Origin of the sequence: Dechloromonas hankyongensis, assembly GCF_022012295.1 — a bacterium.
GTDB lineage: Bacteria > Pseudomonadota > Gammaproteobacteria > Burkholderiales > Rhodocyclaceae > Azonexus > Azonexus hankyongensis.
The window spans coordinates 16,939-29,023 of record NZ_JAKLTN010000004.1 but is presented as its reverse complement, the minus strand read 5'-3'; the positions used below and the strand labels follow the sequence as shown (position 1 = coordinate 29,023).

Genomic DNA, 12,085 nt, shown 5'->3' with positions numbered 1-12,085 from the left:
AAAATCCCGATCTAGCCTAGGGATCAGTCCGGCAAAACTGCGCTGTCCTGCCGCCGTGCATACTTTTCGAGGGTGTCGCCGTGAATCCACAACTCCGTGCCTTATGGGTGCCGTTGGCCGTCGCCATGGTGGTCCTGGCGGGCTGCGGCAAGGATATCGACGCCGCCGCGGGCGGCCAGGTAGCGGCCACGGTCAATGGCAAGGCCATCATCTTTCACCAGACCATCGATGCGCCCCATGCGAGCGATAGCGGGCAGCCGCCGGCGCCGCCCAGCCAGGAAGCCGTAGACACCCTCGACCGCCTGATCGACCAGGAACTGCTCGCCCAGCGGGCGCAGGAAATGAACCTCGACAAGGATCCGACGGTGATGGTCGAACTCGAGGCCGTGCGCCATCACATCCTCGCCCAAGCCTACGTCAATCGGGGCATGCGCGTGGTCGAGCCGAGTTCCGAAGAGGTCAACCGCTTCTACCAGGACCATCCCGGCCTTTTCGAGCAGCGCCGCATCTATTATTTCCAGGAACTGATCACCCATGTCGGCCACGAGCACCTCGAGGCTTTTCGGCAACTGGTGGCCATCAGCGGCAAGCTCGACGACATCGCCAATTGGCTGAGCGAGAACGATCTGCCCTTCCAGCGCGTCATCTCGATCAAGACGGCCGAGCAGTTGCCGACCGGGCTGCTGCCCCGGCTGGCCATGATGCAGAACGCCCAGATGACCATTTTCGAAGGCAGCGACAGCCTGAACATCGTGCAGCTGATGACCTCGCAGCCGGCGCCATTCAGCCTCAGCGAGGCGACCCCGGCCATCGAAAAGATGCTGCTCGCCGAAAAACGCCAGGCCTTCATGCGCGAAAAGGCCAGCCAGCTGCGCGAAAAAGCCGATATCCGCTACCTCGGCCCCTTCGCCCGTGAAACCGGCGCGACACCGCCGGGGGCCTCGGCCGCCCCGACGGCGCCGCAGCCGCCGGCCAAGGATGTCACCCATATCAACAAGGGCCTGTCGAGAGTCCTCTGATCCTGCACGTCACCTCGGATGAAAGGAAACACAGCATGAAACCGTACCTGAGAACATTCTCGCGCTGGCTGGCCACCCTGGCCTGCCTTGCCTGCCTGGGACTCTCCGGGCCGTTGCTGGCCGCCGACGACACCCTGGGGCCGGGCGACAGCATCCGCGTCACCGTCTTCGAGAACCCCGACCTGACCACCGAGGCACGCATCTCGGCCAACGGCTTCATCCGCTTTCCGCTGCTCGGCAATGTCAAGCTCGACGGCCTGAGTTCGGTGGCGGCCGGCGAACGCATCGCCCAACTGCTCAAGGACGGCAATTTCATCCGCGATCCGCAGGTCAACGTCGCCCTCGTCCAGGTCCGCAGCCGCCAGGTCTCGGTGCTCGGCCAGGTGACGCGGCCGGGCCGCTACGCGCTCGACGAGACGAGCACCACGGTCACCGACATGCTGGCCCTGGCCGGTGGCATCGCGCCGACCGGCGATGACGTGGTGACCCTGGTCCGCCAGCGCAACGGCAACACCGAGCGGCGCGACATCGACCTGGTCCAGATGTACCGAAACGGTGACATGGCAGCCAACGTCGAGGTCGAGAACGGCGATACGGTCTTCGTACGCCGAGCGCCGATGTTCTACATCTACGGCGAAGTGCAACGCGCCGGCAGTTACCGGCTGGAGAGCGACATGACCGTCATGCAGGCCCTGTCGTTGGGCGGCGGCGTCACCGTGCGCGGCACCGAACGCGGCATCCGCATCGCCCGCCGCAATGCCGACGGCGTGCTGGCGCGCAGCGAAGTCCAGCTCGGCGACCATGTCCAGCCCAATGACATCATCCAGGTCAGGGAAAGCCTGTTCTAGGCTCCCCGCCACTGCCAGCGAGCCCTGCCGCCATGAATCCCTATCTCCTGCTCGCCGCCGTCCGGGCCCGCTTCCGCATCCTGCTCTTCGTGCTTGGCACGACCGTGCTGGTCACCCTCGTGGTCAGCCTGGTGATGCCCAAGACCTACCTCGCCAAGGCCGCCGTGCTGGTCGACAGCAAGGACGACCAGCTGATGCACACGGCGACTCCCGAGGTGAATCTGCGCGAACGCATCGCCTACCTGCAGACCCAGGTCGACATCATCAACAGCCAGAAAGTGGCCCGCAAGGTGGTGGACAGCCTCGAGCTGGCCAAGCTGCCGGAATCGCGCGAAGCCTTCGCCAAGGCCACCGACGGCGACGGCTCGATCGAGGATTGGCTGGCCATGACGCTGCTGCTCGACCTGAAGACCGACACCACGCAGAGCAGCATCATCCAGATCGCCTTCCCGTCGCCCGACGCGCAGTTCTCGGCGCTGGTCGCCAATGCCTTCGCCAAGGCCTACGTCGCGACCGCCCTCGAACTGCGCGTCGCGCCCACGCGCCAGACGGCGGCCTGGTTCGACGAGCAGATCCGCGAACTGCGCGGCAACCTGGAGCGGGCCCAGGGCCGCCTGACCGCCTACCAGAAGGAAAAGGGCCTGGTCGACGAGCGCTACGACGTCGAAAGCCTGGCCCTCACCGACATCGCCGGCGAGGTAGCCAAGGCACAGTCCCGGCGCGCCGGCGCGCCCGGCCCCGACGTGCGCGAAAGCTCGGCCAGCCAGAACATCCGCAGCGAGCTGATGCGCGCCGAGAGCAAGCTGCAGGAATACACGGACCGGCTCGGCACCAGACACCCCTCGTACCTGCGGCAGCTGGCCGAAACCCAGCGCCTGCGCGCCATGCTGCGGGCCGAAGGCGGTCCCGACGCACCCGGGCCGACGGCGCAGAACAAGCGGCGCGTCGCCGAACTGCGCGAGGAGCTGGAAACGCAGCGGGAGCGCGTGCTGCAGCTCAAGGAATACCGAGATCAGCTCGCCGTCCTGACGCGCGACGTCGATATCGCCCAGAAGGCCTATGAGACGGCCATGCAGCACTCGGTGGAAAATCGCGTCGAGAGCCGCGCCAACCTGACCAACATCAGCGTCCTGCACCCCGCCGTGCCGCCGTTCAAGGCGACGCGCCCGATCATGCTGCTCAACCTCGTCCTGGCCGTGGTGGTCGGCACCCTGCTCGGGTTGTGCATCGTCTACCTGATGGAGATGCGCGACCACCGGGTCCGTTCGCGGCGCGACCTGCGCAACGAATGGCCGGTCCCCGTCCTCGCCGAACTGTCCTCGTGGCAGCCGGAAACCGGCCGCCTGCCCGGCCCGGCCAACGGCCTGCCCGCTTTACCCAATCCCGGCTGAGGAACAACCATGGCCCACGACAACGTTCTCCCCCTGGAAGGTAGCAGCCGCGTCATCGCGCACGACGACCACCAGCTCGGCGCCATCCTGGTCGACGAAGGCAAGCTCAAGGTGGCCGACCTCGACCGCATCGTCGACCTGCAGCATCGGCGCGGCCTGCTTTTCGGCGAAGCCGCCCGCCGCCTCGGCCTGCTCGACGACGAGGATGTCGAACAGGCGCTGGACCGCCAGTACGGCCTGCCGCAACTGCTGCCCGGCGACGCCGGGGCGAGCACCGAACTGATCGCCGCCTTCCAGCCGCGCCACCGGTGCACCGAGGAATTGCGCGGCCTGCGCACCCAGCTGCTCTTGCGCTGGCTCGATCCGGCCGCCGGCCGCCGCTCGCTGGCCATCGTCAGCCCGGGGCGCGGCGAGGGGCGCAGCTGCATCGCGGCCAACCTGGCCATCATCTTCTCGCAGCTCGGCATGCGCACGCTGCTGATCGACGCCGACCTGCGCAATCCGCGCCAGCACCGGCTGTTCAACACACCCAACCGCATCGGCCTGGCCGCCGTGCTGGCCGGGCGGGCCGATACCGACACCGTGCTGCTGCCAGTGTCCGGCTGCCCGAAACTCTCGCTGCTGCCGGCCGGCGCCGTGCCGCCCAACCCGCAGGAACTGCTGTCGCGGCCCCGGCTGGCCGGCCTGCTCGACGAACTGGCGGTCAAATTCGACCTCATCCTGCTCGACACCACGGCTACGCAATTCTGTGCCGACGCCCGCAGTGTCGCCTTCCGCGCCGGCAACGCCCTGGTCCTGGCACGCCGCGATCACACCCGGATCGAGGCCACCGACGGCATGCTCAAGGGCCTCGCCGAAACCGGCACGCACGTCGTCGGCACCGTCATCAACAGCTTCTGACCGCGAAATCTCGGCTGAATCGGCCGCCGCCGGACTTCAGCCTCATTCGACTGCTGACATTCAAGCGACTGCTCCACTTCGAGACCGGGCGAACTTAAACCTGCAGCGCCGGGTCTTTTGAAAACGAGCCCCGGAGCCTGTGAGGTATGAACGTTGAGGCACGTAGCGAATGGCAAAATATCAGTTCCAGTTGTATGTCTCGGGCCAAACGCCGCGCTCGCTGCGCGCCGCATACAATCTGCGGCGGATTTGCGAGCAATATCTCGGCGCCGACGGCATCGGCTATGCGCTTGACCTGATCGACGTGCTGAAGCATCCCGAGTTGGCAGCAGCCGAGCACATCTTTGCCACCCCCACCACGCTTCGTGTTGCACCGCTTCCTCTCAGCCGGGTGATCGGCGACCTGTCGGATCCGGCCAAAGTGCTGGTAGCCCTTGGCGTCGAAGAATTCGGCGAACCCTTTCCGCGCTTTCCCCGGTCAAAGGATGAGCCAACATGACTACACGCCGAAAACACAAGGAAACCTCCGGCAGCATCCCGCGGATGCCGACCGGCATACCCGGTTTCGACCTGCTCGCGATGGGTGGCCTGTCGAAAGATCGCATGACCATGATCGAAGGCACGCCGGGCAGCGGCAAGGCCATCTTCATCGCGCAATTCCTGGCCGAAGGCATCCTCCAGTACGATCAACCCGGCGTATTCGTCACGCTCGAGGAACAGCCCGGAGACGTTCGCGGTGCCATGCTTTCGCTGGGCTGGGACGTCGCCCGCTGGGAAGCCGAAGGAAAATGGGCGTTCATCGATGGCACGGCCGCCGACGAGGAAGACGTGACGGTAGGGGAATACGACCTGGGCGGATTGGTCGCGCAGATCAACGCCGCCGTGGGAACGATAGGCGCCAAACGCCTGGCGATCGACGCGGTTGGCGCCTTGTTCACGCGTTTCAGCGACCGGGCACGCGTCCGCTTCGAATTGTTCCGCATCAGCCGCATGCTGAGGACCATGGACGTGACCTCGGTGATCAGCAGCGAGCGAACCGCGGATTACGGAGAAGGCGGCTACCGGTGGGGCGAGGAATTTGTCGTCGACAACGTCGTCATTCTGCGCAACGTGCTCGAAGCGGAAGTGCGGCGGCGCACACTGGAGATCCTCAAAATGCGCGGCGTCGCGCATCGGCGCGGCGAGTTTCCCTTCGTCATCACCGATGGCAGCGGAATCGAAGTGATGCCCTTGTCGGCCATCCACCTCGAACACAAATCCTCGAACGTGCGCGCCACATTCGGCAATGCCGGCCTGGACGACATGTGCGACGGTGGGCCGTTTCGCGACTCGACCACCCTGGTATCGGGCCCCACCGGCGCCGGCAAGACCCTGGTGGCCACCGAGTTCGCCTGCGGCGCTGTGACCAACGGCGAGCGCTGCCTGTTTCTCGGCTTCGAGGAAAGCCGTGACCAGTTGGTGCGAAACGCCGCCGGCTGGGGCCGCGACTTCGCGAAAATGGAAAGCGAAGGGCTGCTGCACATTGTCTGCGAGTATCCCGAATCGATGAATCTGGAAGACCGGCTGATCATGATCAAGGGTCTCATCGGCAGCTTTCGTCCACACCGCATCGTGCTCGACAGCCTGACCTCGCTGGGGCGGCTGGCTTCCGAAAAAAGCCTGCGCGACTTCATTCTCGGTTTGACCGCGTACATCAAGCAACTGCAGGTGCCGGCCTTGTTTACCGCGACCAGCGAGCCCATCTTCGGCGCGACCTCGCGCATCACCGAGACCCAGCTCACCACCTTCACCGACTCGATCATCCTGTTGCGCTACATGGAATACGTCGGGGTCATGCGCCATGGCGTGACGGTGCTGAAAATGCGCGGTTCGCGCCATGATACGGCGATCCGGGAATTCACCATCGACAGCACTGGCCTGCACGTCGGCGAGCAGTTCCGCGAGCCGTACGACTCGACCCTCTTCAGTTCCCGGACATTGGCAGCGGACGGGATCGGCATCGAGAAATCCGCTGGTGAGCACAATGAGTAAAGCCGGGTCGGGTCGCGGCCGGAGCGGCGCGCGCAACAGTACGCTGCACGATCTCCGCACGCGGCTGGCGGCCAGCGAGGCACGGCTGCGCAACATCATCGAGCGCAGCCCGGATGCTTTCGTCGTTGTCGATCAACAGGGCACGGTACAGTTTGCCAACCATGCCGCCGAGGAACTGTTCGCCGGGCACCCGTCCGGGCTGCTCGGCCAGCCCTTCGGCTTTCCGCTCACGGCCGGCGAGACCACCGAGGTCGACATCGTCAGTCCGCAAGGTACGGAGCGGATATCGGAAATGCGTGTGATGGACATCGACTGGGCGGGCCAGCAGGCGCATGTCGCCCTGCTGCGCGATATCACCGAACGCAGCCATGCCCTGCACGCCCTGCAGGAAAGCGAAAAGCGCCTGACCTTGGCGATGGAAGCCGCCGGGCTGGGCTTCTGGGACATCGATCTGCGTACCGATTTCGTGACCTGCAACGACCGGCTGCTTGCATTGCTCGGTTACCGCCCGGGCGACATCGCGCCGCGGCTCGAGGCCTGGGAAAATCTGACTCATCCGGACGACTTGTTGCCGACGCGCCTGGCGTTCGAGCGGCATTTGCGCGGCGAGACTTCGGGCTTCCGGGCGGAGTGCCGGCTGCTCGCCAAGCCGGGCCGCTGGCGCTGGGTGCTTGCCCAGGGCGAGGTCGTGGAACGGGACCTGGGCGGCGAGCCGCTGCGCGTGATCGGCGTCGTCGAGGACATCGACGAGCGCAAGGCGGTGGAAGACCGGATCCGCCAGGTATTGCAGCACGACCCGCTGACCGAATTGCCCAACCGGTCGCTGCTCTACGAACTGGCCGAACGTGAGTTGGCCAGCGCGCGGCGCAGCCGCAAGGCATGCGCCTTCCTGTTCGTCGACCTCGACCGTTTCAAGCCGATCAACGACACCTATGGGCACGATGTGGGCGACGCCGTGCTCAGGGAAGTCGCGCGGCGGCTGTCTGGTTGCGTGCGCGCCGAGGATACGGTGGGGCGCCTCGGCGGTGACGAATTCCTGGCGGTGGTGTCGCACATCGGCGGCGTGGAAGACGCCGCCACGGCCACGCGCCACATCCTCGACCGGCTGGGCCAGCCCTACCACACGGACGGGCTCGCGCTGACGGTGCTGCCCAGTATCGGCATCAGCCTGTTTCCGCAGGATGGCGACAGCGTGGAAGACCTGATCAAGAACGCCGACACGGCCATGTACCACGCCAAGGACAGCGGGCGTAACAACTTCCAGTTTTTCAAGGCGGCGTTCAACGAACGCGTGTCGCAGTCCCTGAAGATTGAAAGCCGCTTGCGCAACGGCCTGGAGCAGCACGAGTTCGTGCTCTTCTACCAGCCGGTGTTCGACACCGCAACGCGCACCGTGGTGGGCGCCGAGGCGCTGCTGCGCTGGCCATGCACGGACTGGCAGCCGGAGCAGTTCATACCGGTGGCCGAAACGGCCGGCTTCATGCAGACCCTCGGGGAATGGGTGCTGCAGGAGGTATGCCGCCAGCAGCGCGAATGGCGCGACCGGGGCCTGCGCATGGTGCCGGTATCGATGAACGTCTCGCCGGCCCAGTTCCGCAAGACCGGCTTCGCACGCAGCGTGGCCGATGCGCTGAAGCGCGAGGGCATCGGCGCCGAAGACCTGTGGGTGGAGATGACCGAGAGCACGATCATGCGCAACGCCGAGGACGCCGTGACCGTCTTGCGCGAACTGAAGGACATGCACGTCAAGGTGGCGCTGGACGATTTCGGCACCGGCTATTCGAGCCTGAGCTATCTTGCCCGGATGCCGATCGACATCCTGAAACTGGATCAGTCCTTCGTCACCGACATAGGGCACAAACCGGCCGACCTGGCGATCGCCGAGGGCATCATCGCGCTGGGGCGGTCGCTGGGTCTCGAAGTCGTCGCCGAAGGCATCGAATCGGATGACGATCTGGCATTCGTGCAGGCCCACCACTGCCGGCACGGCCAGGGCTTCCATTTTTGCCGTCCCATGCCGGCGGACGAATTCGAGCAATGGCGCCGGCAGCGGGCGGCCTGAGCGCGTACCTGCACCATCCAGTCACGGAAAACGGTGACCCTATTGCTGCTTGGGCAGGTTGAAAACAACGGCCCCTTGAATCTTCGATACCCCGGACGCCGCGTAATCGGCCATCAACCGGTAACAGTGAGACTTGAGCAAGCTTTCGAGTTGTTCGATCAGGTCATTCGGTGCAGAAACGGAGACCGACAGCGACGACTGTCCAGTGTTCTGGTCGCGTACCACCTGGAAGTACACCGAGTCACTCTGTATGGTCACCGGGCTCCGGAAAATCCCTTTGATCCTTGATACGATCCCCATGGTAATACCCCCCCTTAAGTAGTTCGTCTGCAGTGTGAGATGCAAAGGTCATTCGAGCCGTTAAGGGGAATTTTCGAAGTATTTTGCTGAACTAAATATCAGCTAAACCCGTAACTTCGGTCGGTGATTGACGTGATCGTTGTCGGAAATCAGGCGACATTGCCATCGGCAATCGCTGACATTCCGGAAAGCGGCAAACCGGGTATGGCTGGACGACCGCTCGGCACAAGCAAACAGGCCGTTTGGGGTCGATAGCTATCGTTCATTACGGCAACCAGGCGACATCGGGCCGGAGTCGGCCAGGAGCGGTAACGGCCTGCTCATCGATGCCATGCCCGCAATGCGCAACAAAAGAGTCGCTGGACTTCGTCATATATTTCGACAATACTCGAATCATGGAAGCGACTTAAAAACCAAGGCAACGGGGAGTCAAACATGAACTGGATGATCACCGCGTTTCAAGGAGGCCTCGATAGCCTGGCATCCTATCTGGCAGCTCATGTGCTGCTCTGCCTGGTGCCTGCTTTCTTCATTGCCGGGGCGTTGTCGGCCTTGGTGCCGCAGCAGTCCATCATCCGTTTTCTCGGGCCGGATGCGCCCAAGTGGAAATCCTATTCCGCCGCCGCGGGTGCCGGCAGCTTGCTGGCGGTTTGTTCCTGCACCATCCAGCCGCTGTTCGCCGGCATCTACAAGAAAGGTGCCGGCCTTGGCCCGGCCATTACCTTCCTGTTCTTTGCGCCCGCAGCCAACATCCTGGCCTTGGCCTACACCGGCGTCGCGCTGGGCGCCGACTTCGCCATTGCCCGCATCCTCCTGGCGCTATCGTTTGGGGTCGGCATCGGGATGATTATGGCCATCGTCTTCCGCGAGACGGATGTTGCCCGGATGGCTGATACGCAAACTTTCGCCGAAGGGGGGGCTATTCCAGGCAAGACGCTGCTCTTTGTCGGTGCCCTGGTCGCCTTATTGATTTCCGGCACGTTGAAGCTGGATTTCCTCAAGGCCGTGTTGTTCAGCGCCGAGCTTCCCTGGCATGGGGGAGTGGCCGTGCAACAATCCCTCGACCGGTGGGTGCCGGTCAATGAGGCCATCGGGGCCGAAGGCCTGAGTTTGCAAGGCGCCCTGTTGATCGCCTTGCTGGCGGGTATCGGCATTTTCGCCTGGCGCGGATTGGGCAAGGTCGACGAAGGCTTCAATCGCTTTACGCCCGTGGCACTTGGCCTGACCATGCTCACCCTCGTGTTTGCCGCGCTGGGCGTCAAGGTAGTCGATGCCGGCATCGCGCTCACCGTGACCGGACGAACCCTGGCAGTGACGCTGTTCTGTCTCGCGCTCATTCCGTTGGCTCGCCGCTTCGACGACTGGGATGTTCAGCAATGGCTGTGGGAAACCTGGCGCTTCGTGAAGATGATATTTCCGCTGTTGGTCGTTGGCGTATTCCTGGTTGGCGTCATCCGGGTTTTCATTCAGCCCGAGTGGATTCGCACGGTAGCCGGTGAAAACACCGTGCTGGCCAACCTGGCAGGTGTCGTGTTCGGGGTCTTCATGTATTTCCCAACCCTGGTCGAAGTACCCATTGCCAAGATGTTCCTGTCGCTCGGCATGCATCCGGGGCCGCTCATCGCTTACCTGATGGCCGACCCGGAACTGTCGCTGCAGAGCATCCTCATCACCACAGCCATCATCGGCAAATTGCGGGCGTGGACCTACGTTGGGCTGGTCGCCCTGTTCTCGACCGTCTCGGGATTGACCTACGGCGCCTGGGTCAACGGCATGTCGCTATGGATGCTGGTCGGTGTCATTGGCGGCTTCGTCGCCCTCATCATCGTCGCGCTGCATTTGATTGAAACCGCCGCAAGGCATAACCAGGGAGCACATCATGCTCATCAAGATATTGGGTAGTGGCTGCGCCAAATGCAATCGCCTGGAACAACTGACCCGCGATGCCGTGGCCGAACTGGCTATTGAAGCGACGTTCGAGCATGTGAAGGACATGGACAAGATCATGGCCTATCCCATCATGACGACGCCGGCGCTGGTGGTCGATGAATCGGTCCTGGTTTCAGGGCGGATGCCGAGCAAGGATGAACTACTCGGCTGGCTGAAGGCGCACTGACAATCGGATAGCAATTGCTCAAGGCAATGTCCATATTGCCTTAGGCGTTTTGCACGCTGCTGCGGCGAAATTTCATGCCGTAGTACTGACTGGAAAATGCTACGTACGATGGCTGCGCCCCAGCTAATCGCGATCGCGCTTATTTTTCCAAGCTTGACGCTTCACGGGCATCGGTTGTTGCCGATGCCCGTATCTCAAGCTTAACGGTTCGGTCCTGGCCCCATACCGCCACCAGGCCCCATTCCGCCCATGCCGCCTCCGGGACCCATGCGTCGACCTTGCCCGGCACCTTGGGCCGGCGGTGCGTCCGGTAAGGTCACGCCTTGTTCCTTGGCGCGCAACTGCATCTGCTCATGATGCTGCAGTCGGACTTGCTCACGCTCTTCGGCTGTTTTGGCTGCCCGCAACTTGTTACGATGTTCAATGCGTTCCTGATTGGTCATCAATTGGCTGCCATAAATCGGAGCATCTGCGGCAAAGGAAGCTGATGAAGCCATCAAACCCAATGCGATGGCAGACAAGGCAATTTTCAAGGTGTTCTTGGTCATTTTGCTCTCCCTATAGGCTGATTCATCTACGCTAATAATTAGCTCCAACTACATGACGAGGTATTTTTCCATCCCGTCACTTCAGTTATAGCTGCTATTGCAGATAACTTTGGTTTTGCAACAAATAGTTGCAATTGGCACAAAGGTGAACGGCTGTAGTCAGCTGTTAGCCAGGCGGCAGACGCTGACAATGGGCCTGTCGAACGACAGCAACGGGTCGATTTGAGCCGGTCAGATCGAATGTGAATTGCCTCCGACCCGGCAGGGCGGCTGGAGCCGCCCCATTGCCTTCAGCGCGGCCGGATCAGGTGGCGGAGCAGGAAGCCGGCGGCGACTGCCACGCCGAGCGACATGCCCGGGTTTTCGTTGATGTAGTTGCGGCAGTTGGTCAGCAATTCGGCGCGCCCGACGTTCAGCCGCTCCTTTCTCCGGGCCAGGTCCTCCGCGGTGCGGCTGGCGGCGTCGGCGATGCGGTCTACGGTCTGGTGGGCGGTGGCGGTCAGGCCGCCGGCGGTTTCGGTGATGTCCATGATGAAACTCCTTTCATGACGGTTGAAGCCGGGCGGCCACCCGGCCGGGAAATGCCTAAACCCGTGGCCGAAAAACCTTGCGTCAAGGCGCTTCAGGCTGTCCGTTCCGGCCCCGGCGTTGGCGCTTCATCGCCTTCGGCCGGCTCGGCGAACCAGCCGCACAACGGGCACACGGAACCGGGCGGGCAGTCGTGCTCGTGGGCGCATTCGGCCTGGGTCTGGTCGGTGAGGACCATTTCGCGCACCGCTTCGCAGCGGGCGACGGGCGAATCAAATGTCGACATGGCAAGCTCCATTCGAAAAGAACGGCGGCGTCCCGCGACCGGACTGCGGACATTGG

General features: G+C 63.4%; 13 protein-coding genes. 9 read left to right on the top strand and 4 right to left on the bottom strand.

What is annotated here, in order from left to right; translation table 11 throughout:
* The first annotated feature begins 80 nt into the window (after positions 1–80).
* The 7 genes from LZ012_RS16635 to LZ012_RS16605 all read left to right on the top strand — a co-directional run bounded on the left by LZ012_RS16635 (position 81) and on the right by LZ012_RS16605 (position 8,251).
* On the top strand, positions 81–1,019 hold the full coding sequence (locus tag LZ012_RS16635; RefSeq protein WP_275712014.1) for an EpsD family peptidyl-prolyl cis-trans isomerase: 939 nt from the start codon (positions 81–83) through the stop codon (positions 1,017–1,019).
* A gap of 35 nt (positions 1,020–1,054) precedes the next feature.
* Positions 1,055–1,867, top strand: a complete 813-nt coding sequence (gene epsE / locus LZ012_RS16630; protein ID WP_275712012.1) for a polysaccharide export protein EpsE — start codon at positions 1,055–1,057, stop codon at positions 1,865–1,867.
* Positions 1,868–1,899: 32 nt separating this feature from the next.
* A complete protein-coding gene (locus tag LZ012_RS16625) occupies positions 1,900–3,258 on the top strand; it encodes a GNVR domain-containing protein (RefSeq protein ID WP_275712010.1) in 1,359 nt (452 codons plus the stop codon).
* 9 nt (positions 3,259–3,267) lie between these two features.
* Positions 3,268–4,158 (top strand): chain length determinant protein tyrosine kinase EpsG, encoded by an 891-nt coding sequence (gene epsG / locus LZ012_RS16620; RefSeq protein WP_275712009.1) that lies wholly within the window; start codon positions 3,268–3,270, stop codon positions 4,156–4,158.
* Positions 4,159–4,327: 169 nt separating this feature from the next.
* Positions 4,328–4,657: a circadian clock KaiB family protein gene (locus tag LZ012_RS16615; RefSeq protein WP_275712008.1), complete on the top strand. Its 330-nt coding sequence runs from the start codon at positions 4,328–4,330 to the stop codon at positions 4,655–4,657.
* Positions 4,654–6,189, top strand: coding sequence for a circadian clock protein KaiC (gene kaiC / locus LZ012_RS16610; protein ID WP_275712006.1), 1,536 nt, complete (start codon positions 4,654–4,656; stop codon positions 6,187–6,189). The genes LZ012_RS16615 and kaiC overlap by 4 nt, the downstream gene beginning before the upstream one ends.
* Positions 6,182–8,251: a putative bifunctional diguanylate cyclase/phosphodiesterase gene (locus tag LZ012_RS16605; RefSeq protein WP_275712004.1), complete on the top strand. Its 2,070-nt coding sequence runs from the start codon at positions 6,182–6,184 to the stop codon at positions 8,249–8,251. Before kaiC ends, LZ012_RS16605 begins: the two co-directional genes overlap by 8 nt.
* Before the next feature lie 39 nt (positions 8,252–8,290).
* Here LZ012_RS16605 and LZ012_RS16600 read toward each other — a convergent pair whose 3' ends face one another.
* Entirely contained in the window at positions 8,291–8,509 is a 219-nt protein-coding gene (locus tag LZ012_RS16600) for a hypothetical protein (RefSeq protein ID WP_275712002.1), read from the bottom strand.
* A 477-nt stretch (positions 8,510–8,986) separates the two neighbouring features.
* Between LZ012_RS16600 and LZ012_RS16595 the strand changes: the two genes are divergently transcribed.
* Positions 8,987–10,453 carry a permease gene (locus tag LZ012_RS16595; protein WP_275712001.1) on the top strand — a complete coding sequence of 489 codons (1,467 nt, stop codon included), beginning with the start codon at positions 8,987–8,989 and terminating at the stop codon, positions 10,451–10,453.
* On the top strand, positions 10,431–10,667 hold the full coding sequence (locus tag LZ012_RS16590) for a thioredoxin family protein (RefSeq protein ID WP_275712000.1): 237 nt from the start codon (positions 10,431–10,433) through the stop codon (positions 10,665–10,667). Before LZ012_RS16595 ends, LZ012_RS16590 begins: the two co-directional genes overlap by 23 nt.
* Positions 10,668–10,867: 200 nt before the next feature.
* Here the strand turns inward: LZ012_RS16590 and LZ012_RS16585 are convergent, their stop codons facing one another.
* From LZ012_RS16585 to LZ012_RS16575, 3 genes are all read right to left on the bottom strand, one after another.
* The gene (locus LZ012_RS16585) at positions 10,868–11,215 is read right to left on the bottom strand and encodes a hypothetical protein (protein ID WP_275711999.1); all 348 of its coding nucleotides are present in this window, start codon (positions 11,213–11,215) and stop codon (positions 10,868–10,870) included.
* Positions 11,216–11,505: 290 nt separating this feature from the next.
* Complete coding sequence (locus tag LZ012_RS16580) at positions 11,506–11,745, bottom strand: hypothetical protein (protein ID WP_275711998.1); 240 nt, start codon at positions 11,743–11,745, stop codon at positions 11,506–11,508.
* A 92-nt stretch (positions 11,746–11,837) separates the two neighbouring features.
* Complete coding sequence (locus tag LZ012_RS16575) at positions 11,838–12,029, bottom strand: hypothetical protein (RefSeq protein WP_275711997.1); 192 nt, start codon at positions 12,027–12,029, stop codon at positions 11,838–11,840.
* Positions 12,030–12,085 lie beyond the last annotated feature (56 nt).